Below are 23,018 nucleotides of genomic sequence, written 5' to 3' on the forward strand. Positions count from 1 at the left end.
ATCCCCTCCAATTGGATAATCGCTGTGGCCAGACGCTGGCCACACAACCAGCCAAATAATCACCGCTGCGGCCAGGCAGGGGGCGCTAGATAGTTATCTGCCGCCGCGCCCTGCCCTATTCGGGCGCGCGTCACGCACCAGCATGCAAAACAGGCCCTCACTTGGTGCAGCGTGCCTTGCCCACCCAGTCGATAGCCCCTGCAACCGCGCGGTGCAGGCACTAGGCACAGCCTTTGCAAACGCTCCAGCAATGCCCCTATCTGCCCTCATGAAAATAATCAGTTCTGGAGATCGCACCATGAAGCGTCGCAGCTTGATCAAGGCTTTCACTCTGTCGGCATCCATTGCCGCCATGGGCCTGACCTGGACCGTCCAGGCCGCCGAGACCATCAAGGTCGGCATCCTGCATTCGCTGTCCGGGACCATGGCCATTTCCGAAACGTCCCTCAAGGACATGGCGCTGATGACCATCGACGAGATCAACGCCAAGGGCGGAGTGAACGGCAAGATGCTCGAAGCGGTGGTGGTCGACCCGGCCTCCAACTGGCCGCTGTTCGCCGAGAAGGGCCGACAGTTGCTGACCCAGGACAAGGTCGCGGTGGTGTTCGGCTGCTGGACCTCGGTGTCGCGTAAATCGGTGCTGCCGGTGTTCGAAGAACTCAACGGTCTGCTGTTCTACCCGGTGCAATACGAAGGCGAAGAGATGTCGCCCAACGTCTTCTACACCGGCGCCGCGCCGAACCAGCAGGCGATCCCGGCGGTGGAATACCTGATGAGCGAAGAAGGCGGCAGCGCCAAGCGTTTCTTCCTGCTGGGCACCGACTACGTGTACCCGCGCACCACCAACAAGATCCTGCGTGCGTTCCTGCATTCCAAAGGCGTGGCCGACAAGGACATCGAAGAGGTCTACACCCCGTTCGGCCATAGCGATTACCAGACCATCGTGGCCAACATCAAAAAGTTCTCGGCGGGCGGCAAGACCGCCGTGGTCTCCACGGTCAATGGCGACTCCAACGTGCCGTTCTACAAGGAACTGGCCAACCAGGGCCTGAAGGCCACCGAGGTGCCGGTGGTGGCGTTCTCGGTGGGCGAAGAAGAACTGCGCGGCATCGACACCAAGCCGCTGGTGGGCAACCTGGCGGCGTGGAACTACTTCCAGTCGGTAGAAAACCCGGTCAACGCCAAGTTCGTCGCCGACTGGAAAGCCTACGCCAAGAAACACAACCTGCCGGGCGCCGATAAAGCGGTGACCAACGACCCGATGGAAGCCACCTACGTCGGCATCCATATGTGGGCGCAGGCCGCTGAGAAAGCCAAGTCCACCGACGTCGACAAGGTGCGCGAAGCCCTGGCCGGCCAGACTTTTGCGGCACCGTCGGGCTACACCCTGACCATGGACAAGACCAACCACCACCTGCATAAGCCGGTGATGATTGGCGAGATCCAGTCCGACGGCCAGTTCTCGGTGGTGTGGCAGACCGAAGGGCCGATCCGTGCCCAGCCGTGGAGCCCGTACATCCCTGGCAATGACAAGAAGCCGGATCACGCGGTGAAGAGCAACTAAACCGCACCACAGATCAAATGTGGGAGCAGGTCGAATCGCCGCTCCCACATAAACCTAGTCCGCGCATGACCAGGACATTTGTTTATGCCCACTGCCCTCCACCGCTTCCTCCTGGCCTGCCTGCTGTTGCTGCCCCTGGCCGCACACGCCGGTGATGCCGAAGACTTCCTCGCCGCCAACCCGAGCCAACAAGCCAAGCTGTTGCAGGACTGGGCCGCCCAGCCTGACCCGGCGCGCATCGAGTTGGTCAACGCCCTGCAACAAGGCCAACTCACGGTCAACGGCGAACCCAAGACCGTGCGCCTGAACAACCGCCTGCGCGGCCTGATCGACAATGTGCAGGCCAGCCAACAACTGCTCGCCGCCGATCCCACGGTGCGCCTGGCCGCTGCGCGGACCCTGCAAAAAAGCGCGCAGCCTGCGCAACTGAAATTCCTCGACCAGCAACTCGCCAGCGAAGCCGACGACGACGTCCACAGTGCCCTGAGCCTGGCCCTGGCCAACCTGCAACTGGTCGACCCCGATCCGGCCGTGCGCCTGGCTGCCGTGCGCCTGCTTGGCAGCACCGGCGACCCGCTGGCCCGCACGCGCCTGGAAGCCTTGCTGGCGCCCGGCGTGGAAACCGATGCCGGGGTGCACACCGCCGCCGAAACCAGCCTGGCCCAGGTCAAGCGCAAGTTGCTGGTGGGCGAGATCCTCGGGCAAGCCTTCAGCGGCATGTCCCTGGGTTCGATCCTGCTGCTGGCGGCCCTGGGCCTGGCGATCACCTTCGGCTTGCTCGGGGTGATCAACATGGCCCACGGCGAGATGTTGATGCTCGGTGCCTACTCCACCTACGTGGTGCAGTTGCTGATGCAGCGCTACATGCCCCAGGCAATCGAGTTCTACCCGCTGATCGCGCTGCCGGTGGCGTTTTTTGTCACCGCCGGCATCGGCATGGCACTTGAACGCACGGTGATCCGTCACCTCTACGGCCGCCCCCTGGAAACCTTGCTCGCCACCTGGGGCATCAGCCTGATGCTGATCCAACTGGTGCGCCTGCTGTTCGGTGCACAGAACGTCGAAGTGGCCAACCCGGCCTGGCTGTCGGGCGGGATCCAGGTGCTGCCCAACCTGGTGCTGCCGTACAACCGCATCGTGATCATCGGCTTTGCCTTGTGTGTGGTGGTGCTGACCTGGCTGCTGCTGAACAAGACCCGCCTGGGCCTCAACGTGCGTGCCGTGACCCAGAACCGCAACATGGCCGCCTGCTGCGGCGTGCCCACCGGGCGTGTGGACATGCTCGCCTTTGGCCTCGGCTCGGGTATCGCCGGCTTAGGTGGCGTGGCCCTGAGCCAGATCGGCAACGTCGGCCCGGACCTGGGCCAGAGCTACATCATCGACTCGTTCCTGGTGGTGGTGCTCGGCGGGGTCGGCCAGTTGGCCGGCAGCGTCATGGCCGCCTTTGGCCTGGGGATCGCCAACAAGATTCTCGAACCGCAGATCGGTGCCGTACTCGGCAAGATCCTGATCCTCGCGCTGATCATTCTGTTTATCCAGAAACGCCCGCAAGGACTCTTCGCACTGAAAGGACGGGTGATCGACTGATGAACCAGCCATTGATGCTTACAGCCGCGCAAAAGGCCGGCCCCAAGGTAACGATCGCGGTGGGTGTGGTGATCCTCGCCGTGCTGCTGGCGTTGCCGCTGCTGTCGCTGCTGCCTGCCGATAACGCATTGCATGTCTCGGCCTACACCCTGACGCTGGTGGGCAAGATCCTCTGCTACGCCATCGTCGCCCTGGCCCTGGACCTGGTGTGGGGCTACGCCGGTATGTTGTCCCTGGGGCACGGCCTGTTTTTTGCCCTAGGCGGTTATGCCATGGGCATGTACCTGATGCGCCAAGCCGCCGGCAGCGAGTTGCCGGCGTTCATGACCTTCCTGTCGTGGACCGAACTGCCGTGGTATTGGCTCGGCACCCAGCACTTCCTCTGGGCCCTGTGCCTGGTGGTGTTGGCCCCGGGTTTGCTGGCGCTGGTGTTCGGCTTTTTCGCCTTTCGCTCGCGGATCAAGGGCGTGTATTTCTCGATCATGACCCAGGCCCTGACCTTTGCCGGGATGCTGTTGTTTTTCCGCAACGAGACCGGCTTTGGCGGCAATAACGGCTTTACCAACTTCCGCAGCATCCTGGGCTTCGGTATCACCGAGCCCGGTACCCGCGCGGTGCTGTTCCTGGCCACGGTGCTGCTGTTGGTGGGCAGCCTGTTTATCGGCTGGCGCCTGGCCCGGAGCAAGTTCGGGCGGGTGCTGACGGCCCTGCGCGACGCGGAAAACCGTCTGATGTTCTGCGGCTATGACCCGCGTGGCTTCAAGCTGTTTGTGTGGGTGTTGAGCGCAGTGCTGTGCGGCCTCGCCGGGGCGCTGTACGTGCCGCAAGTGGGCATCATCAACCCCAGCGAAATGTCGCCGACCAACTCCATCGAAGCCGCTGTATGGGTGGCCCTGGGCGGGCGCGGCACACTGATCGGCCCACTGCTGGGTGCCGGCGTGGTCAACGGCATGAAGAGCTGGTTCACCGTGGCCTTCCCGGAGTACTGGCTGTTCTTCCTGGGGGCACTGTTCATTATCGTCACCCTGTACCTGCCCAAGGGCATCATCGGCCTGCTGAAGAAAAGGGGCGAACAATGAGAGTCACGGCAACCGACCAGTTCATGCTCGAACCGATCATCGAACCGAACCGCGACCAGGGCACCAGCCGCGACGCCATCGGTCTCGGCCAGGCCGCCGGCAAGGGCCTCAATACCCGCCATGGCACGATCCTGACCCTGGAAGATATCAGCGTCAGCTTCGATGGTTTCAAGGCCCTCAACGACTTGAACCTGTACATCGGCGTCGGCGAATTGCGCTGCATCATCGGCCCCAACGGCGCGGGCAAGACCACGCTGATGGACGTGATCACCGGCAAGACCCGCCCCAGCCACGGCAAGGCGTGGTTCGGTGAAACCCTGGACCTGACGCGCATGAGCGAAGTACAGATCGCCCAGGCCGGTATCGGCCGCAAGTTCCAGAAGCCCACGGTGTTCGAGGCCCTGAGCGTGTTCGAGAACCTGGAGCTGGCACAGAAGACCGACAAATCGGTGTGGGCCAGCCTGCGCGCGCGTCTGAGCGGTGAACAGAAAGACCGCATTGAGGAGGTGCTCGACACTATTCGCCTGACCACGTCGGTACAGCGCCCGGCCGGCTTGCTGTCCCACGGCCAGAAGCAGTTCCTGGAAATCGGCATGCTGCTGATGCAAGACCCGCAACTGTTGCTGCTCGATGAGCCCGTGGCCGGCATGACCGACGCCGAGACCGAGTTCACCGCCGAACTGTTCAAGCGCCTGGCGGGCAAGCATTCGCTGATGGTGGTGGAGCACGACATGGGCTTTGTCGGCTCGATTGCCGACCATGTGACGGTGCTGCACCAGGGTAGCGTGCTGGCCGAAGGGTCGCTGGAGCAGGTGCAGGAAAACGAGCGGGTGATCGAGGTGTACCTCGGTCGCTAGGCCAGATGCAAGCCACCTCCCACAGGGGATTTGAGGAGAGTTTGAACATGTTGCAAGTCGACAAGCTGCACCAGTACTACGGCGGCAGCCACATCCTGCGCGGCCTTTCGTTCGACGTGAAAGTCGGTGAAGTCACCTGCCTGCTCGGCCGTAACGGCGTGGGCAAGACCACCCTGCTCAAATGCCTGATGGGCCTGCTGCCCGCCAAGGAAGGCGCGGTGAACTGGGAAGGCAAGGCCATCACCGGCTTCAAGCCGCACCAGCGGGTACACGCCGGCATCGCCTACGTGCCCCAGGGCCGTGAGATTTTCGGCCGGCTGACGGTGGAAGAAAACCTGCTGATGGGCCTGTCGCGTTTTCCCGGCAGCGAAGCCAGGGAAGTCCCGGCATTTATCTACGAGCTGTTCCCCGTGCTGCTGCAAATGAAGCACCGGCGCGGTGGCGACCTGTCCGGTGGGCAACAGCAACAACTGGCCATCGGGCGCGCCCTGGCCAGCCGTCCGCGCCTGTTGATCCTCGATGAGCCCACCGAAGGTATCCAGCCGTCGGTGATCAAGGAGATCGGCGCGGTGATCAAGAAGCTCGCCGAGCGCGGCGACATGGCGATTTTGCTGGTGGAGCAGTTCTACGATTTTGCCGCCGAACTGGCCGATCAATACCTGGTGATGTCCCGGGGTGAGATCGTCCAGCAGGGCCGTGGTGAAAATATGGAGGCCGACGGTGTACGCGGCCTGGTTACCATCTAATCTGTAGCGTCCCGTTGATTAAGCCCTGACCATGACCGTTCCTGCCCCCACCGCCCTGTTCACCCCCAGCTGGCACGCCGCGCTGGAGTTGGGCTATGCACGCTTCGGCGCCAGCACACGCCCGGTGATGCGCCGCCACCTGGGCCCGCTGCGGGTGCAAAAGCACCTGTACGCCGAAGGCCCCGAGGTGTGCCAGCACATCATCGTGCACCCGCCGGGCGGGATTGCCGGAGGGGATCGCCTGGAGATCACCGCCCACCTGGCTGAGGGCGCGTGGGCGCAATTGACCAGCCCCGGCGCTGCCAAGTGGTACCGCGCCAGCGGGCCGGCCTATCAGCAGGTGGCTTTGACGGTCGAGGCCGGCGCCACCCTGGAGTGGCTGCCCCAGGAAACCATCGTGTTCAGTGCGGCCCAGGCCGAACTCAGCACCCGCATCGACCTGCACGGCGACGCCCGGCTGTTGTACTGGGATGTGGTGGCGCTGGGGCGCCCGGCCAGTGGCGAGCGTTTCGAGCGCGGGCACTTCCAGTCGCACCTGGACATCCGCCGCGACGGCCAGTTGCTCTGGCATGAGCGCCAGCGCATCGTCGGCGACGACGGCCTACTCGACTCGCCGATCGGCCTGGATGGCCAGCCGGTGTTTGCCACCTTGCTGGTGACCGGTGAAATCGACAGTGAACTGCTGGAACAGTGTCGCGCCCTGCCCCATGCAGTACGCGGCGACCTGACCCAGTTGCCGGGCTTGCTGGTGGCGCGCTGCCTGGCCAGCGAGACCCTGCTGGCGCGGGCGTGGTTGATTGATTTATGGCGACTGTTGCGCCCGGCACTGCTGGGGCGTGAGGCTGTACCCCCAAGAATTTGGAACACATGAAGGTGGAACCGGGCTTGTGTGGGAGCGGGTTCCCACAATGAATCTTCGGTGTTTTTTAGAATGCTTTTTATGACGGACTGCTGACCATGGACCTGACCCCAAGGGAAAAAGACAAACTGCTGATCTTCACCGCAGGCCTGGTGGCCGAGCGTCGCCTGGCGCGCGGGGTGAAGCTCAATTACCCGGAAACTATCGCCTATATCTCCGCCGCCCTGCTTGAAGGCGCGCGCGACGGGCGCACCGTGGCCGACCTGATGCACTTTGGCACCACCCTGCTCAGTCGCGAGCAAGTGATGGAAGGCATCCCGGAGATGATCCCGGATATCCAGGTTGAAGCCACTTTCCCGGACGGCACCAAACTGGTGACCGTCCACCAACCCATCGCCTGAGGCCCGGCCATGTCCTTGCTGATTCGTGACGCGGTACACGGCGACCTGCCGGCCATCTGCGATATCTACAACGATGCCGTGCTCAACAGCACCGCCATCTGGAACGACCAACCCGTGGACCTGGGCAATCGCCAGGCCTGGTTCAGTGCGCGCCAGGCGCAGTGCTATCCGATCCTGGTGGCGGTGGAAGCCGAGAAAGTGGTCGGCTATGCCTCGTTCGGCGATTGGCGGCCCTTCGACGGTTTTCGCCACACCGTCGAACATTCGGTGTACGTGCGCAACGACCAACGCGGCAAAGGCCTTGGCCCCTTGCTGATGCAGGCACTGATCGAATGCGCCAGGGCCTGTGACAAACACGTGATGGTCGCCGCCATCGAAAGCGGCAACCAGGCCTCGATCCGCCTGCATGAGCGCCTGGGCTTCAGTGTCACCGGGCAGATGGCCCAGGTAGGCACCAAGTTTGGCCGCTGGCTGGACCTGACCTTTATGCAACTGCTGCTCAACCCCGGCGCCCAGCCGCCGGCGGTTCACAAGGAGTAATAGCGATGAACGCTGCCCAACTGCGTCGAGTGAATGCCGAAAGTTTTGCCCATTACCGCCAGGGCTTGATTGAGTTGTTGCTGGACGCCGTGCAGCACGGCGCATCGGTAGGCTTCATGGCCGACCTCGACGCGGCCCAGGCGCGCAGCTACTTCGATGGCGTACAAGCCGGCGTCGAGGACGCCAGCGTGTTGCTGTGGGTGGTGGTGCGTAATGAGCAAGTCCTGGCCAGTGTGCAACTGGCGCTGTGCCAGAAAGCCAATGGCCTCAACCGTGCCGAGGTGCAGAAACTGTTGGTGCGCAATGACGCCCGGCGCCACGGCCTCGGCCAGCAATTGATGAGCGCCCTGGAGCTGTGCGCGCGCCAGCACAAGCGCGGCCTGCTGTACCTGGACACCGAAGCCGGCTCCCCCGCCGAAGCCTTCTACCAGGCCCTGCGCTACACCAAAATCGGCGAGCTGCCGGATTACTGCCAAAGCCCGGACGGGCGCTACAGCCCGACCGCCATCTACTACAAGACCCTGGGGCAACCTGCATGATTCCTGGCCAATTCCAGATCCAGCCTGGCGACATCGAATTGAATGTGGGCCGGCGCACATTGAGCCTGAGCGTGGCCAACAGTGGCGACCGGCCGATCCAGGTCGGCTCCCATTACCATTTTTTCGAGACCAACGACGCGCTGACCTTTGACCGCGCCCTCAGCCGCGGCATGCGCCTGAACATCCCGGCGGGCACGGCGGTGCGCTTTGAACCGGGGCAGAGTCGCGAGGTGGAGTTGGTGGAGCTGGCAGGGTTGCGCCGGGTGTTTGGCTTTGCCGGACGGATCATGGGCGACCTCGACTGACTGATCGTTCCCACGCTCCGCGTGGGAACGCCGCCTGGGACGCTCCGCGTCCCGCTCTTAACGTCGTGACGCAGAGCGTCAGCGGATGCATCCCCACGCAGAGCGTGGGAACGATCAACACAAATTTTTCAGGACACCCCAATGAAAATCAGCCGCCAAGCCTACGCCGACATGTTCGGCCCCACCGTCGGCGACAAGGTCCGCCTGGCCGATACCGAGCTGTGGATCGAAGTCGAACAGGACTTCACCACCTACGGCGAAGAAGTGAAGTTCGGCGGCGGCAAGGTCATCCGGGACGGCCAGGGCCAGAGCCAACTGCTGGCCGCCGAGGTGGTCGACACAGTGATCACCAACGCGCTGATCATCGACCACTGGGGCATCGTCAAGGCCGATGTCGGCCTGAAAAATGGCCGCATCGCCGGGATCGGCAAGGCCGGCAACCCGGACATCCAGCCCGGCGTGACCCTGGCCATCGGCGCCAGCACGGAAGTGATTGCCGGCGAAGGCATGATCCTCACCGCCGGCGGCATCGACACCCATGTGCACTTCATTTGCCCGCAGCAGATCGAAGAGGCGCTGACCAGTGGCGTCACCACCATGATCGGCGGCGGCACGGGCCCGGCAACCGGCACCAACGCCACCACCTGCACCTCCGGCCCGTGGCACCTGGCGCGCATGCTGCAATCAGCCGACGCGTTTGCGATGAACTTGGGCTTTACCGGCAAGGGCAACGCCAGCCTGCCCGAGCCTTTGATCGAGCAGGTCAAGGCTGGGGCGATTGGCTTGAAGCTGCATGAAGACTGGGGCACCACCCCGGCCAGCATCGACAACTGCCTGAGCGTGGCCGACGAGTACGACGTGCAGGTGGCAATCCACAGCGACACGCTCAACGAGTCGGGCTTTGTCGAAACCACCCTCGCCGCCCTCAAGGGCCGCACCATCCACACCTATCACACCGAGGGTGCCGGCGGCGGGCATGCGCCGGATATCATCAAGGCCTGCGGCTTTCCTAACGTGCTGCCCAGCTCCACCAACCCGACCCGGCCGTTCACCCGCAATACCATCGACGAACACCTGGACATGCTGATGGTCTGCCATCACCTCGACCCAAGCATTGCCGAGGACGTGGCCTTCGCCGAAAGCCGCATCCGCCGCGAGACCATCGCTGCCGAAGACATCCTGCATGACCTCGGCGCCTTTTCGATGATCAGCTCCGACAGCCAGGCCATGGGCCGCGTAGGCGAAGTGATCATGCGCACCTGGCAAACCGCCGACAAGATGAAGAAACAGCGCGGGCCGCTGCCCGGCGACGGCGAGGGCAATGACAACTTCCGCGCCAAGCGCTATATCGCCAAGTACACCATCAACCCGGCGATCACCCACGGTATCAGCCATGAAGTGGGCTCCATCGAAGTCGGCAAATGGGCCGACCTGGTGTTGTGGCGCCCGGCGTTCTTCGGCATCAAGCCCACGTTGATCCTCAAGGGCGGGGCAATTGCGTCCAGCCTGATGGGCGATATCAACGGCTCGATCCCCACCCCGCAGCCGGTGCACTACCGCCCGATGTTCGCCAGCTTCGGCAGCTCGCTGCACGCCACCAGCCTGACGTTTATCAGCCAGGCGGCGCTGGCCGAGGGCCTGCCGCAGGCGTTGGGCCTGAAGAAGCAGATCGCCGTGGTCAAGGGGTGCCGCCAGGTGCAGAAGACCGACCTGATCCACAACGACTACCTGCCAGACATCGACGTAGACCCGCAGACCTACCAGGTCAAGGCCGATGGCGAACTGTTGTGGTGCGAGCCGGCGGACGTGCTGCCGATGGCCCAGCGTTACTTCCTGTTCTGACCGTTCATCGGCAGATACCCGCCGTGCCAGTGAAGCGAAGAGGTGTAAGGCGCTACGATGCGCCACGCTTCTTCACTGTCTTGCACTTGGGAACCTGGCTATGCGCCTATCCGAATTCATCGTGTTACATGCCGACCGGATCGTCGATGAATGGGAACAGTTTGCCGAAACCTTGACCCCGGCCGCCGAAACCCTGAACCGCACGCAACTGCGCGACCACGCGCACTCCATCCTGCTGGCCGCTGCGCGGGACATGAACACCCGCCAGAGCGCCAGCGAACAGGCGGCCAAGGCCAAGGGCGAAGGCCTGGAAAAAACCCCGAGCCTGGACGAAGCCGCCGCCAGCCATGGCGAGCTGCGCCATACCGTTGGCTTTGACCTGGTACAGATGACCTCCGAGTTCCGCCACCTGCGCGCTTGCGTGATCCGCCTGTGGGTCAATCACCTGGAATCGCCAGAGCTGACGTATTTCCAGGACATGATCCGCTTCAACGAAGCCATCGACGAAGCCCTGGCCGAATCCACGGCGGCCTACGCCGAGCAGGTCAATCGCTCGCGGGATATCTTCCTCGCCATCCTCGGCCACGACCTGCGCGCACCGTTGCAGGCGGTGAAGATGTCCACCGAGATGTTGTTGCGCAAAGCCCCGCTGGACAGCAAAGGCCTGAGCCTGGTGGGCAATATCCAGAATGGCGCCCGGCATATGGGAGCGATGGTCAGCGATCTCCTGGAGTTTGTGCGCAGCCGGCTGGGCAGCAGCCTGCCGATCGAGCCCAAACCGATGAACCTGGCCGATGCAGCCAGGGAGGCCATCGCCGAAGCGTGCGCAGGCCGCCCGGATTGCCAGGTTCACTTGCATACCGACGGGGACACCCAAGGGCAGTGGGATCGCGGGCGCATTGATCAACTGCTGCAGAATCTGATCGGCAATGCGTTACAGCACGGGCTCAACGGCCAGGCGCCGACCCTGAGCCTCGACGGTACCGCCGACAGCGTGGAACTGCGCATGCACAACTTTGGCCCGCCGATTCCCCAGGCGGCGCTGGGTACCGTATTCGACCCTCTGGTGCGCAGCGCCACTGAAGAACTGGGCAGCAACTCGACCAGCCTTGGGCTGGGGTTGTTTATCGTCAAGGAAGTGGTGCAGGCCCACCGAGGCACGATTGAAGTGGCGTCCAGCGAGGCGGGGGGCACCACGTTTACCGTGGTACTGCCACGCCGATAGGCCACGCAAATCCTTTGTGTGTCGAGCGAGAGCGAGGCTGCGATAGCGGTGGGTCAGCCAACATCAACGCTGGCAGTGCCGCCACTATCGCAGCCTCGCCGGAGCTCGACAGCTCCCACATTGGGCTTGTGTTCCTGACACAGATTGAGAGGCGCCGCCAATCCCTGTGGGAGCTGTCGAGCTTTAGCGAGGCTGCGATAGCGGTGGGTCAGCCAACATCAATACTGGCAATGCCGCCGCCATCGCAGCCTCGCCGGGGCTCGACAGCTCCACAGTAAACTTGCGTTCCTGACACAGATTGAGAGGCGCCGCCAATCCCTGTGGGAGCTGTCGAGCTTTAGCGAGGCTGCGATAGCGGTGGCTCAGCCAACATCAATACTGGCAATGCCGCCGCCATCGCAGCCTCGCCGGAGCTCGACAGCTCCCACAGTAAACTTGCGTTCCTGACACAGATTGAGAGGCGCCGCCGATCCCTGTGGGAGCTGTCAGCGGTTCCAGGTTTCCCGTGGATCAAAGTTGGCCTTTTTCGCCAATTCCTGCCACAGCGCCTTGACCTCTTCGTCGCTGCTTTTTGGCATCACTGCCTTGAGCTGCACAAACAGATACCCGCGCTGCCCGGCCTTGTTCAGCAAGCCATGGCCCTTGGCCCGCATGCGCTGGCCATTCTGGCTGCCGGCCGGGACTTTGAGGTTGATCTTGCCGGTCAGGGTCGGCACCGCGACTTCTGCACCCAGGGCCAATTCCCACGGTGCCAGCGGCAAATTAATCACCAGGTTTTCGCCTTCCACCTCAAACTTCGGATGCGGCGCAAAGCGGATGATCAGGTACAGGTCGCCATTCGCGCCGCCACCAATCCCCGGTGCGCCCTGGCCCTTGAGGCGGATGCGCTCGCCATCGGCCACGCCGGCCGGGATCTTCACGTTCAGGCTCTTGGTGGTGTTGCTGACGTGCTGGCCCGCCGCATTGTATTGCGGCACCTGGAAGCTGATCGCCTTGGACTCGGTAGACAGCGTCTCTTCCAGGAACACCGGCAGCTCCATCTCCACATCCTGGCCGCGACGGCCGGGGCTGCGCCCTTGAGCGCCGCCGAAGCCATTGCCACGCGAACCAAAGATCGAGCTGAAGAAGTCCGAAAACTCGCCCGTGTCCTGGCCACCGCCAAACCCGCCACGGCTCTGCCAGCCTGGCGGCCCCTGGAAAGGTTGACCGTGCTGGCCATAGCGGCGCAATTCGTCATATTCGGCGCGCTTGTCGGCACTTTTCAGCGCTTCATAGGCTTCCGAGGCGTCCTTGAACTTCTCTTCCGCGTCCTTTTCCTTGCTGACGTCGGGATGATACTTACGGGCCAGCTTGCGATAAGCGGCCTTGATCTGCTTGTCATCGGCCGTCGGCTCGACACCAAGAATCTTGTAATAGTCTTTGAAATCCATGGGGGCATCACCATCCGTTATCGAGATCGCACAGTCGGGCCCTGCCTGCCGGGGCATTGCGGGGCGATTCGAGGTGCGTCAGAAAAATATCGGCGGCTTGCAGGACAAACTTGATCCTTTCGACAGCCACCAACCGTATGCACAGGAGTTGGGGGCAAGGAGCCGACCTTTCAAGGTAACAAGTCTGCTGTATTTAGCGGATAGTCGGCCTACGCATCTGCACGCGAGTGACATACACTGCGCGGCCGTTTTTTAACCGGAACCTGTTAGACATGAACAACACCTCCCCAGCCCGTGCCTGCGGCATCGACTTCGGCACGTCCAACTCCACTGTCGGCTGGATCCGTCCCGGCATGGAAACGCTTATTGCGCTGGAGGACGACAAGATCACCCTGCCGTCAGTGGTGTTCTTCAACTTCGAAGAACGCCGCCCGGTGTACGGCCGTCTGGCGCTGCACGAGTACCTGGAAGGCTACGAAGGCCGCCTGATGCGCTCGCTCAAAAGCCTGCTGGGCTCCAAGCTGATCAAGCACGACACCAGCGTGCTGGGCACGGCCATGCCGTTCAAGGACCTGTTGGGCCTGTTTATCGGCCAACTCAAGAACCGCGCCGAAGCCACCGCCGGCCGTGAATTTGAAGAAGTGGTGCTGGGCCGCCCGGTATTTTTCGTCGACGACGACCCAATGGCCGACAAAGAGGCCGAAGACACCCTGGTGGACGTGGCCCGCAAGCTCGGCTTCAAGGAAGTCTCGTTCCAGTACGAGCCGATTGCCGCGGCCTTCGACTACGAGTCCACCATCGAAAAAGAAGAGTTGGTACTGATTGTCGACATCGGCGGCGGTACCTCCGACTTCTCCCTGGTGCGCTTGTCGCCCGAGCGACGCAAGCATGACAACCGCCACGACGACATCCTCGCCACCGGCGGCGTGCATATCGGCGGTACCGACTTCGACAAACAGCTCTCGCTGGCCGGCATGATGCCGCTGTTCGGCTATGGCAGCCGCATGAAAAGCGGCGCCTACATGCCCACCAGCCACCATATGAACCTGGCCACCTGGCACACCATCAACTCGGTGTACTCGCAAAAATCCCAGCTGGCCCTGGGCAGCATGCGCTACGACATCGAAGACACCGGCGGCATCGACCGTCTGTTCAAGCTGATCGAACAGCGCGCCGGCCACTGGCTGGCCATGGAAGTCGAAGAGACCAAGATCCACCTCACCCACGACGACAGCCGCCATGTGCCGCTGGACCGGGTAGAACCGGGCCTGAGCGTGGAACTGAGCCGCGCCCTGTTCGAGTCCTCCATCGACAACCTGCTGGAACGGGTGCGCAACAGCGTGACCCAACTGCTCGACGACGCCTCGGTGGATGTGGCCCAGGTCGACACGGTGTTCTTCACCGGCGGCTCCAGCGGCATCCCGGCCCTGCGCCAGAGCATCTCGGCGATGTTGCCCAATGCCCGGCACGTGGAAGGCAACATCTTCGGCAGTATCGGCAGCGGGTTGGCGATTGAGGCCAGTAAGCGTTACGGCTACTGAGTGAAGAAATCGCCTCGTGATGGCACGGGGCGATTCATCACAACTTACCTGTGGCCAACTGATCGACCCATGCCTTGAAGGTATCGGCATAGTCATAAAAACCGACAACCGTACGGACTAATTTTCCGTCCCGGAAAAACAGCGTGGTTGGCGCGGACTGCACGTCATAAGCAGGCGTCTTCTCGATCGGACCATTGACCTCCAGCGTCTTGTCGAGGAACTCAATAGCCGTGCCCTGATCCCGGGCTGCAGCCTCCAGTGTCACGACCATTCTGTTTGAAGAGGGCTTGCTGGCATTACTGAACAGCACAATCACTGGGGTCGTGGCCTTGAGCACACGACTTTCAAAGCTGCTGGCATCTACCGTAGGCAAAGACATGATTTAGCTCCTGTCGAAACGAAAAATGATATTCCGCACTCAGGAGCAGACCAGCAAACCCGTGGTGGGTCTACTGTCAGAAATAACAGGTGTGAGCCAAAGGCAGCCTCCTACCGCGGCTCTCTAAACCATCCCGCCCAGCTTCAATTCACTCTTCAAATACGCATAGTAGATCGGCCCCGCCACCACTCCCGGCAGGCCAAAGGCTGCCTCGAACACCAGCATCGCCAACAGCAACTCCCACGACTTGGCGCTGATCTGCCCGCCGACGATGCGCGCATTGAGGAAGTACTCGACCTTGTGGATCACGATCAGGTAGCCCAGCGCCGCCACCGCCACCCAGATCGACACCGACAACGCGACGATGGTGATCAGGGTGTTGGACATCAGGTTGCCGATCACCGGCAGCAGACCCAGCAGGAAGGTGAGGACGATCAGGGTCTTGGTCAGCGGCAGGTGGATCCCCGCCAGCGGCAGCACCACCGCGAGGAATATCCCGGTGAAGATGGTGTTGAGGGCGGCAATTTTGATTTGCGCGAAGACAATGTTGCGAAAGGCCTGGACCAGCAGGTGCAGGCGGTCGAACAGCACGGCGGCCAGGGGTTTGCGCTTGGTCAGGTCGGGCACCCGTTGCAGGGCGATGATCGCCCCCAGGACCATACCGATCAGCAAGGTTACGAACATATGGGCGGCGTCTTTGCCCACCAGTTGCAGTTCGCTCAGGTGCTTGCTCAGCCATTCGCCGATGGCCACGCGAAACTCGGCGGCGCTGGCTGGCAGGTAGGCGTCGAGGAACGGCGGCAACTGGCCGCGCGCGCGGTCGACCACGCCCATGAATTTATCGAGGGAGGCCCCGGGGTTTTCCGCTTCGTGCAGCAGGAAACTGATGGCGCCAGCGAAAATCAGGGTCAGCGCGCTGACAATCACAGTGCCAAGCAACGCCACCGCCAGCCAGCGCGCACGCCGGCCTTCGATCAGGCGTTGCAGCTGTGGGGTGAGCATGTTGACCAGTTCGAAAACCAACAGGCCGGCCAACAGGCTGGGCAGCAGTTTTAACGGTAGAACCAGCAACAAGCCGCCGAAAATGATGATGTAGCTGGCCAGCAACAACACATGACGCTGAGAAAACGTTGGCATACAGCCTCTAAACGAACGGCGTTAAAGGATGGGCAGTCTGCCAGCCTTGGGACAATCAAGCGAGAAGTCTGATGGCTGTAAACGCCATCGACTGTGGGAGCGGGCTTGCCCGCGATGGCGCTGGCTCAGTCGATATCTCGCCGGCTGACACACCGCAATCGCGGGCAAGCCCGCTCCCACAGGGGTATTTAAGCGGGTCAGCCTTTGAGGCAGGTGCTCATAAAGGTTTTACGCGCATCGCCGGTCAGCGCCTTGGTTTTTGCCGACGCGTTGCAGTCCTTCATTTTTTGCTGCTGCGGGGTCAGGGTCTTGGCGTCGTTGGCGGCCGGGGCCGAGAGGCAGGTTTTCATGAAGGCCTTGCGCTCGTCGCCCTTCAAGGTCTTGGTCGAGGCTTCGGCATTGCAGGTGGTCATTTTGTTTTGCTGGGCAGTGGCCGCAAACCCTTGGGAACAGAGCAGCAGACCGATCATCAACAACGGAATACGCAACATCTTCATGGAGTTTTCTCCCTGTTACCACGCCGAGGGGCGCGGCCTCCCCTGCAGTGTAGACAAAGCCTGTTACACCTTCACCTGCTACGTAAGTTCGTTCGTCGATACTGCTCCGGCGTACAACCGGCCTGGCGCTGGAACATCGCAATAAACGCCGAGGCGGTGCTGTAGCCCAGGTCAAACGCCACCTCCTGCACGCTGCGCGTGCTTTCCAGGGCCTCGATGGCCGCCAGAAAGCGCAGGCGCTGACGCCACTCGCCAAAGCTCATGCCCAGTTCGCGCACAAACTGCCGGGCCAGGGTGCGCTCGCTGACATGCACCTGCTGCGCCCACAGCGCCAGCGCGCGGTTGTCCCCAGGATCGGCCTGCATGCCTTCAAGCACGCTGAGCAGGCCGGGGCTGCTGGCATACGGCAGGAAACAGTCATGCACCGGCGCCTGCTGGAGTTGGTCCACCAGCACCTGGGCCAGGCGCACGTCGGCCTCGTTGGCCGGGATGTTCACGTCGCGCTCGGCGAAATCACTGAGGATCGCCTTGAGGATGTTGCTGATGGTCAGGGTGCAGGGCTGCTTGGGCAACAGCTCGCACAACGACGGCGACAGGTACACCGAGCGGTAGACAATCGCCTGGGCATTGTAGGAACTGTGCTGGGTGTTGGGCGGGATCCACACCGCGTATTGCGGCGGCGACATAAACCGGTTGCCGCCCACTTCAAAGCGCATCACGCCACGGGCCGAGTAGTCCAGGGAGCCCCAGGCATGCTGATGGCGGGAGGCGCGACTGTCGGCGGCAAATTCCGAGTAGCGGAAGTACACAGGGGCCGGTAGCACGTCGAAATCGGGCAGGTTGATGTAGGTCTTGGACATATTGTCTGGATACAAAGGCGGCTTGTCTGGATCGAAGTATAGGCTTCGATCCAGACAAAGGATAATCAACCCTCACTAACGTTCCTGGTTCCTTGCAATGCAATACGCTTATCCGCTGCTGGCCATCTTTATCTGGGCTGGCAATACCGTGGTCAACAAACTCGCCGTGGGCTCGATTTTCCCGGCCGAGATCGGTTTTTATCGCTGGCTGCTGGCGGCCATCCTGTTCACCCCGTTCATGCTCAAGCCGGTCATTGCCAACTGGGCATCGATCCGCCCCAACCTGGGCAAGATCGCTGTGCTCGGCGTGCTCGGCATGGCGGTTTACCAGAGCCTGGCGTACTACGCCGCGAGCCTGACCAGCGCCACCAATATGGGGATCATCCTCTCGCTGATGCCATTGATGGCCCTGACTGCGGCGATTATCAGCCTCGGCCAGCGCCTGACCTTCGGCGCCCTGACCGGGGCGGTACTGTCGTTTGCCGGGGTGGCGGTGGTGGTGTCAGCCGGCAGCCTCGGCGCGCTGCTGCAACACGGGGTGAACCTGGGCGACGCGATGATGTTGGTGGCCACCCTGGCCTACGCGATCTACAGCACCCTGTTGAAAAAATGGCAGCTGCGCCTGCCGCCCCTGGTGCTCCTGTATTTGCAGGTGCTGGTGGCTGTGGTGGTGCTGTTTCCACTGTTCCTGGCCTCGGACAAGGTCGGCCTCGGCCCGTCGAATATTGGCCTGGTGGTGTACGCCTGCCTGCTGGCCTCGATGATTGCGCCGCTGGCGTGGATGCATTCGGTCAAGCAGTTGGGGCCGAGCCGGACCACGCTGTTTTTTAACCTGCTGCCGTTGATCACCGCGCTGATTGCCGCAGTGGTGCTCAAGGAACAGCTGGCGCTGTATCACCTGGTCGGCGGCGTACTGACACTGGGTGGGGTGATTTTGTCGGAGCGCTGGACGACGCCCGTAAGACGTTAAAGCCCGGCCGCCTTCAACCGCTGTGCATGCTCGACAAACAGGCGGATCGGCTCGGCACCCTTGCCCACCAGGCCCAGCGACTGGTTGACGATATCGAAATGGTCCAGCGCATAGTCGTCACCGATCACCGTGCCCAGGTGTGAGCTGTAGCGCCCGACCATGCCGTCGCACTGGCCTTTCTCCTTGACGAAGGTCCGCGCAAACAGCCGGCAACTGCGGTTGGTGCCGTCCAGCAGGTTGCGCCCGCGATCGGTCTTGCCCGGCTGCAGGGTGCCGGACCAGGAGTAATAGCGCACACCGCCCACTTCCTCGGCGCCCTGCCCGCCCCAGGTATCTGGCAGGCCCTGAGGGTACTGGCGATTGAACAGCGCCACTCCCGCGCTGGTCAGCGACTGATGGGAGGCGTGGATATCCGCCGCAAAACGCGGGCCGCGATAGCCGGTTTCCAGAAGCCCCATCACCACGCCCACCAGGCGCAACAGCGCACTCATGATCCGGCCCTTGGCGCTGTCGGCCGGGTAGTGGGTGTGCAGGTAGTCTGCCAACTCCGAGCCGTGATTGGGTCCCGCCACCGACGTCACCGAAGCCACCCATTCCGGGCGTTTGGCCGCTGCGTAACGGGCGGTGAGCGAGCCCTGGCTATGGCCGATCAGGTTGACCTTGTCGGCGCCGGTCTGGCGGCGTATCTGCTCGATCTGCACCAGCAACTGCTCGCCGCGCACCTCGCTGGAGTTGAGCGGCGCCACTTGCACCGCAAACACCTGCGCCCCGCCGGCACGCAAGGCCGGGATGATGCCGTACCAGTACGGGTACAGCAGCAACCGTACAAACCCGAGCATGCCTGGCACCAAAACCAGGGGATAACGTGTAGCCAATGTCTGCGTCATAGGGGCAAACGTCCTTGAAAGAGGCGATTAGGCTGATCCTAGACCAGCCCTGCCGCCACCGATATGACACCCGGCAACATCCGATAAAACTTTTTGCGCCGCGCAGCACTCACAACTTGGAGCGATCACGCCCCGAGAGTGTGGCGCAAAACCGGATTAGCCTCAGGAGATTGAAATGACTGACATGCATTTGTCTGACGTAAGCACCCTTCGCGAACGGGCACGCAAGAATGTGGAAAACGGCGCGGTGACCGAAGGCTACAGCGCCGACCGCGAAGAGATCCTGCGTCTGCTCAATGAGTCGCTGGCCACCGAACTGGTCTGCGTGCTGCGCTACAAGCGCCACTACTTCATGGCCAGCGGCCTGAAAGCCAGCGTCGCCGCCGATGAGTTCCTGGAGCACGCCAACCAGGAACTGGAACATGCCGACAAACTGGCCGAGCGCATCGTGCAACTGGGCGGCGAACCCGAGTTCAACCCGGACCTGCTGTCCAAGAACTCCCACGCGCAGTACGTAGCCGGCAAGACCTTGAAGGAAATGGTCTACGAAGACCTGGTGGCCGAGCGCATCGCGGTGGACAGCTATCGCGAGATCATCCAGTACATCGGCGAAAAAGACCCGACCACCCGCCGCATCTTTGAAGACATCCTGGCCCAGGAAGAAGAGCACGCTGACGATATGGCGGACATTCTCAAAGACCTGTAAGGCTGCCAGCCAGCACAGCTAACGACGGTGGGAGCGGGCTTGCTCGCGAGAGCGGTGTATCAGTCAGCATTTTAGCGACTGACCCACCGCTATCGCGGGCAAGCCCGCTCCCACATTGAGCTATCGGTTTCTTCAGTTAGCCTTTCACCGTTTTCGGTGCCTTGCCTTCCCGCATCTGCTGCAACAGCGGCACGCACTGGTTCGGCTCATCCCCACTCGGCGCCACCAGCGCCAGCAAGCCCGCCGCAGGGGCGACGATCACACCCAGCGCCACCATGCCTGCGCCACGCAACAACAGTGGCACCGTCTTGACCCCGGCATTGGGCTTGATAAACGGCCCGTTGACGTACAACGGCGAACGCAGCGAGAACAGGCGAAAGCCCTTGGACTCTGGGCTGATCGTCAGGTCCAGCTGTTCGCTGGCCATGTTCGCGGTGCCGTCGATGTAGATGATCGCGTTCTCGGTATCGAACACAAACAGGCGGGTGGTGGCCAGGCCGGTCTTGATGCCGAAATCTGCCGCCGCGCAGTTGATCTTCACTTCCTTGTCGCCAAACAGTTTGCCGATCACATAGTTGCCCACGTTCAGCCCGGCGATTTCCATCAAGCCACGGCTGATGGCTCCGTCGTTGATGAGCATTTTCAGATCGCCATTGGCACTGCCCAGCAACGCTGCCACCGAGTTGCCGCGCCCCGCGATATCGGCATCGCCATTGAGCTCGCCAAAGCTGGTCTTCATCGGTTCAAAGGTGGGGAACAGTTGCTTGAGCTTGAAGTTGCGCGCCGTCAGTTTCGCCCGGCCTTCCAGCGGGGTGATGCGGCCATTGAGGCGAATCTGCGCATCCAGCTTGCCGCCCGCCACACCGAAACGCAGGGGTTCGAGGCTCAAGTGGCCGTCGTTGAGCACCAGGTGCGTGTAGAGGTCGGTAAAGGGCAGTTCGGCACTGTGGACGATGCGTTTGCCGGTGAACTCGACATCCGCGTCCATATCGCGCCAGCGCTCGGTGCGAAATTCCTCCACCGGCAACACCTTGGTCGCCGGTTGCTTGCTTTCACCGCCACGGGCTTTTTGCTTGGCATTGGAGTCGGCACCGATCAGCGGCGCGAGGTCGGCCAGCAGCAGTTGATTAGACACCAGCGCGCCGCTGAGCTTGGGCCGTGGCTGGCTGGCGACGTAGGCCAGGTCGCCGTGGATGTCGCTGTTGCCGATCTTGCCGTTGAAGTTCTCATAGCGGAACGACGCACCGCCGGCCTCCTGCAACTTGGCGATCAGGCGCCCATCGGTGGAATAGGCCGGCGAGTCCGGCAGGGTCACGCCAGTCAGTGGGTAAAGGTTGCCCAGGCTGGTGCCGGACAGTTTCAGGCGCAGGTCCAGGGCGCCGAGGTTCAGTGGGTCGGTCAGGGTGCCAGCTAGGGCAATGCTGGTATCACCGATTTTCGCCTGGGCTTGCAGGGGGAATGGCTTGGCAGCGTCCTGCAGGGCCAGCAGCCCGCCGATCTTGCCGCTGCCCGCGAGTTTCTGGCCGTGGTACTGGCCGCTGACCTTGAGGCCGAAGGCATAGTCCTGGGGTGTCGCGCCCTGCTCCAGGGCCTTTTTGGCATCGCGTTCGCCGACGATTTCGCTGAATGCGATGGGTTTGCCCAGGAGCTCGATCAGCACATCGAGACGGGTTTTGAGGGTCTGATCGTCGAGGGTCACGTGGCCCTTGTCGAAACCGATGGCACCGATATCCACCACCCAGTTGGACGGTTCGGCATTCGGATCCTTGGGATCAAAGGTGAAGGTCCAGTTGGCGCGGCCATCGGCCAGGCGCTGCAACTCGGCGCTCGGTTCGGTCAGGTCGATGCGCGGGATCACCACGCGCTGGGCCAGCAAGGCCAAGGGCGAGATGCGCAGTTCAACGCGCTTGAGGGTGACCATCTGCGGTTTTTTCGACCACTCGGGGTTGCCCAGGCTCAGGTCTTCGGCCACCACATGGGGCCACGGCACCCAGGCGCGCCAACCGCCCTCGTCCGCCTCGCGCTGCCAGACCACCGCCAGGTTGCCATTGATGGCAAAGGCGCGATGCAGCTCTTCGGAGACTTTGGCATTGAGTTGCGGCTTGATCCGGTTCCAATCGAAGAACACCAGGATCAGTACCACTGCGGCGATCAGCAGGACGAAGCAAGCACTGCTCCAGGCGAGAATTTTACGAGTGCGCGTCATTGCACAGGGCTCCTGATTACGACTGCGCGTGCCACGGGCAACGCGCGCAAGGGCTAAAGCTTATATGGCTACGACTGGCAAATGGCCTGGGGGTTTAACCGCAGAGGGCAATTAGCAGTGAAAAGCGTTTTTTCTGACTAATCCGACAGCTTATTTCATCAATGACGCACCGTTGTTACCCACGCCCGTGTCGAAAATACCCACCTCGGTGCAAAAGCGCGTGCTTGAGAGCCGCGATTTAGAGCCTCGGCGCAGAACAATCAATTCTGTTGATTATTACCATTGCGTTTATGAACTTTTATATCGAGATATCGAGAGTAGCATTGGCTCCGTACCCACTTTATCGCCCTCCCAAGGAGCCACTCTCATGAAACGCCAATTACTGCTCAGTGTTGCACTCTCCGTCCTGGCCACCAGCGCTTTTGCCCTGCCAGCCACAGAACAAGCCATCCCACAAGCCAAGGCTGACGCCGCGCACATCAGCCAGACCGTTGCCGAAGGTGGCCGCGATCGCCTGGAACAGAAAGGTCTGGTTGAAGGCGGTTCCGACCGTCTGCAAGAGCGCAACGCCGTCGCCGAAGGCGGTCGCGATCGCCTGGAACAGAAAGGCCTGGTTGAAGGCGGTTCTGAGCGCCTGCAGAAACGTGAATTCGTAGCCGAAGGCGGCCGTGATCGCCTGGAACAGAAAGGTCTGGTTGAAGGTGGCTCGGACCGCCTGCAACAGCGCGAATTCGTTGCCGAGGGCGGCTCCGACCGTCTGGATGACATGCATAAAGCTACGAGCTAAGCCTGTGCCGGCCCTGAAAAAAGCCCGATCCCCAGTGATCGGGCTTTGACTTTGTGGGACCTACCCCCCTTTTG

The 23,018-nt window shown here is 62.2% G+C and carries 23 protein-coding genes; 16 read left to right on the forward strand and 7 right to left on the reverse strand.

Annotated features, from left to right (window positions below; all coding sequences use genetic code 11):
• Nucleotides 1-298 precede the first annotated feature (298 nt).
• From urtA to HBR93_RS04405, 12 genes are all read left to right on the forward strand, one after another.
• A complete protein-coding gene (urtA, locus tag HBR93_RS04350; RefSeq protein ID WP_057437515.1) occupies nt 299-1,564 on the forward strand; it encodes an urea ABC transporter substrate-binding protein in 1,266 nt (421 codons plus the stop codon).
• An 84-nt stretch (nt 1,565-1,648) separates the two neighbouring features.
• A complete protein-coding gene (gene urtB, locus HBR93_RS04355; RefSeq protein ID WP_128593127.1) occupies nt 1,649-3,151 on the forward strand; it encodes an urea ABC transporter permease subunit UrtB in 1,503 nt (500 codons plus the stop codon).
• The gene (urtC, locus tag HBR93_RS04360; RefSeq protein WP_057437513.1) at nt 3,151-4,230 is read left to right on the forward strand and encodes an urea ABC transporter permease subunit UrtC; all 1,080 of its coding nucleotides are present in this window, start codon (nt 3,151-3,153) and stop codon (nt 4,228-4,230) included. The genes urtB and urtC overlap by 1 nt, the downstream gene beginning before the upstream one ends.
• Before the next feature lie 23 nt (nt 4,231-4,253).
• Complete coding sequence (gene urtD / locus HBR93_RS04365) at nt 4,254-5,087, forward strand: urea ABC transporter ATP-binding protein UrtD (protein ID WP_169960030.1); 834 nt, start codon at nt 4,254-4,256, stop codon at nt 5,085-5,087.
• Nucleotides 5,088-5,134: 47 nt separating this feature from the next.
• On the forward strand, nt 5,135-5,833 hold the full coding sequence (gene urtE, locus HBR93_RS04370) for an urea ABC transporter ATP-binding subunit UrtE (protein WP_057437509.1): 699 nt from the start codon (nt 5,135-5,137) through the stop codon (nt 5,831-5,833).
• 31 nt (nt 5,834-5,864) lie between these two features.
• Nucleotides 5,865-6,704 (forward strand): urease accessory protein UreD, encoded by an 840-nt coding sequence (locus tag HBR93_RS04375; RefSeq protein WP_057444483.1) that lies wholly within the window; start codon nt 5,865-5,867, stop codon nt 6,702-6,704.
• Between the two features lie 86 nt (nt 6,705-6,790).
• Entirely contained in the window at nt 6,791-7,093 is a 303-nt protein-coding gene (locus HBR93_RS04380; RefSeq protein WP_032862374.1) for an urease subunit gamma, read from the forward strand.
• Nucleotides 7,094-7,102: 9 nt separating this feature from the next.
• Nucleotides 7,103-7,633 (forward strand): GNAT family N-acetyltransferase, encoded by a 531-nt coding sequence (locus HBR93_RS04385; protein WP_169959874.1) that lies wholly within the window; start codon nt 7,103-7,105, stop codon nt 7,631-7,633.
• Nucleotides 7,634-7,638: 5 nt separating this feature from the next.
• Nucleotides 7,639-8,172: a GNAT family N-acetyltransferase gene (locus tag HBR93_RS04390; RefSeq protein WP_057437504.1), complete on the forward strand. Its 534-nt coding sequence runs from the start codon at nt 7,639-7,641 to the stop codon at nt 8,170-8,172.
• Nucleotides 8,169-8,477, forward strand: a complete 309-nt coding sequence (locus HBR93_RS04395) for an urease subunit beta (protein ID WP_057958190.1) — start codon at nt 8,169-8,171, stop codon at nt 8,475-8,477. The genes HBR93_RS04390 and HBR93_RS04395 overlap by 4 nt, the downstream gene beginning before the upstream one ends.
• Before the next feature lie 141 nt (nt 8,478-8,618).
• A complete protein-coding gene (ureC, locus tag HBR93_RS04400) occupies nt 8,619-10,319 on the forward strand; it encodes an urease subunit alpha (protein ID WP_115127279.1) in 1,701 nt (566 codons plus the stop codon).
• A gap of 100 nt (nt 10,320-10,419) precedes the next feature.
• Nucleotides 10,420-11,544 (forward strand): HAMP domain-containing sensor histidine kinase, encoded by a 1,125-nt coding sequence (locus HBR93_RS04405; RefSeq protein ID WP_169959875.1) that lies wholly within the window; start codon nt 10,420-10,422, stop codon nt 11,542-11,544.
• A gap of 485 nt (nt 11,545-12,029) precedes the next feature.
• On the opposite strand, the gene HBR93_RS04410 is transcribed toward HBR93_RS04405, so the two are convergent.
• Nucleotides 12,030-12,974, reverse strand: a complete 945-nt coding sequence (locus tag HBR93_RS04410; protein WP_120731426.1) for a DnaJ C-terminal domain-containing protein — start codon at nt 12,972-12,974, stop codon at nt 12,030-12,032.
• 272 nt (nt 12,975-13,246) lie between these two features.
• Here HBR93_RS04410 and HBR93_RS04415 point away from each other — a divergent pair, with 272 nt between their 5' ends.
• Nucleotides 13,247-14,515 (forward strand): Hsp70 family protein, encoded by a 1,269-nt coding sequence (locus HBR93_RS04415; protein ID WP_128593130.1) that lies wholly within the window; start codon nt 13,247-13,249, stop codon nt 14,513-14,515.
• Between the two features lie 37 nt (nt 14,516-14,552).
• Here HBR93_RS04415 and HBR93_RS04420 read toward each other — a convergent pair whose 3' ends face one another.
• From HBR93_RS04420 to HBR93_RS04435, 4 genes are all read right to left on the reverse strand, one after another.
• Nucleotides 14,553-14,894: a thioredoxin family protein gene (locus tag HBR93_RS04420; RefSeq protein WP_057437492.1), complete on the reverse strand. Its 342-nt coding sequence runs from the start codon at nt 14,892-14,894 to the stop codon at nt 14,553-14,555.
• A 123-nt stretch (nt 14,895-15,017) separates the two neighbouring features.
• Nucleotides 15,018-16,031 carry an AI-2E family transporter gene (locus HBR93_RS04425; protein WP_057958180.1) on the reverse strand — a complete coding sequence of 338 codons (1,014 nt, stop codon included), beginning with the start codon at nt 16,029-16,031 and terminating at the stop codon, nt 15,018-15,020.
• Between the two features lie 197 nt (nt 16,032-16,228).
• Nucleotides 16,229-16,528, reverse strand: a complete 300-nt coding sequence (locus tag HBR93_RS04430; RefSeq protein ID WP_057437488.1) for a PsiF family protein — start codon at nt 16,526-16,528, stop codon at nt 16,229-16,231.
• A gap of 71 nt (nt 16,529-16,599) precedes the next feature.
• Entirely contained in the window at nt 16,600-17,388 is a 789-nt protein-coding gene (locus HBR93_RS04435; protein ID WP_120734393.1) for a helix-turn-helix transcriptional regulator, read from the reverse strand.
• A gap of 97 nt (nt 17,389-17,485) precedes the next feature.
• On the opposite strand from HBR93_RS04435, the gene HBR93_RS04440 reads away from it, so the two are divergent.
• A complete protein-coding gene (locus tag HBR93_RS04440) occupies nt 17,486-18,358 on the forward strand; it encodes a DMT family transporter (RefSeq protein ID WP_115127276.1) in 873 nt (290 codons plus the stop codon).
• On the opposite strand, the gene HBR93_RS04445 is transcribed toward HBR93_RS04440, so the two are convergent.
• On the reverse strand, nt 18,355-19,245 hold the full coding sequence (locus tag HBR93_RS04445; RefSeq protein ID WP_057437484.1) for a triacylglycerol lipase: 891 nt from the start codon (nt 19,243-19,245) through the stop codon (nt 18,355-18,357). The genes HBR93_RS04440 and HBR93_RS04445 overlap by 4 nt on opposite strands.
• A gap of 175 nt (nt 19,246-19,420) precedes the next feature.
• On the opposite strand from HBR93_RS04445, the gene HBR93_RS04450 reads away from it, so the two are divergent.
• Complete coding sequence (locus HBR93_RS04450; protein WP_029297770.1) at nt 19,421-19,951, forward strand: ferritin-like domain-containing protein; 531 nt, start codon at nt 19,421-19,423, stop codon at nt 19,949-19,951.
• 136 nt (nt 19,952-20,087) lie between these two features.
• Here the strand turns inward: HBR93_RS04450 and HBR93_RS04455 are convergent, their stop codons facing one another.
• Nucleotides 20,088-22,157: an AsmA family protein gene (locus HBR93_RS04455; RefSeq protein WP_169959876.1), complete on the reverse strand. Its 2,070-nt coding sequence runs from the start codon at nt 22,155-22,157 to the stop codon at nt 20,088-20,090.
• A 367-nt stretch (nt 22,158-22,524) separates the two neighbouring features.
• Here HBR93_RS04455 and HBR93_RS04460 point away from each other — a divergent pair, with 367 nt between their 5' ends.
• Nucleotides 22,525-22,944 carry a hypothetical protein gene (locus HBR93_RS04460; protein WP_169959877.1) on the forward strand — a complete coding sequence of 140 codons (420 nt, stop codon included), beginning with the start codon at nt 22,525-22,527 and terminating at the stop codon, nt 22,942-22,944.
• The last annotated feature ends 74 nt before the right edge of the window (nt 22,945-23,018 follow it).

This window comes from Pseudomonas sp. WS 5411 (assembly GCF_012985595.1).
Lineage (GTDB): Bacteria > Pseudomonadota > Gammaproteobacteria > Pseudomonadales > Pseudomonadaceae > Aquipseudomonas > Aquipseudomonas shahriarae.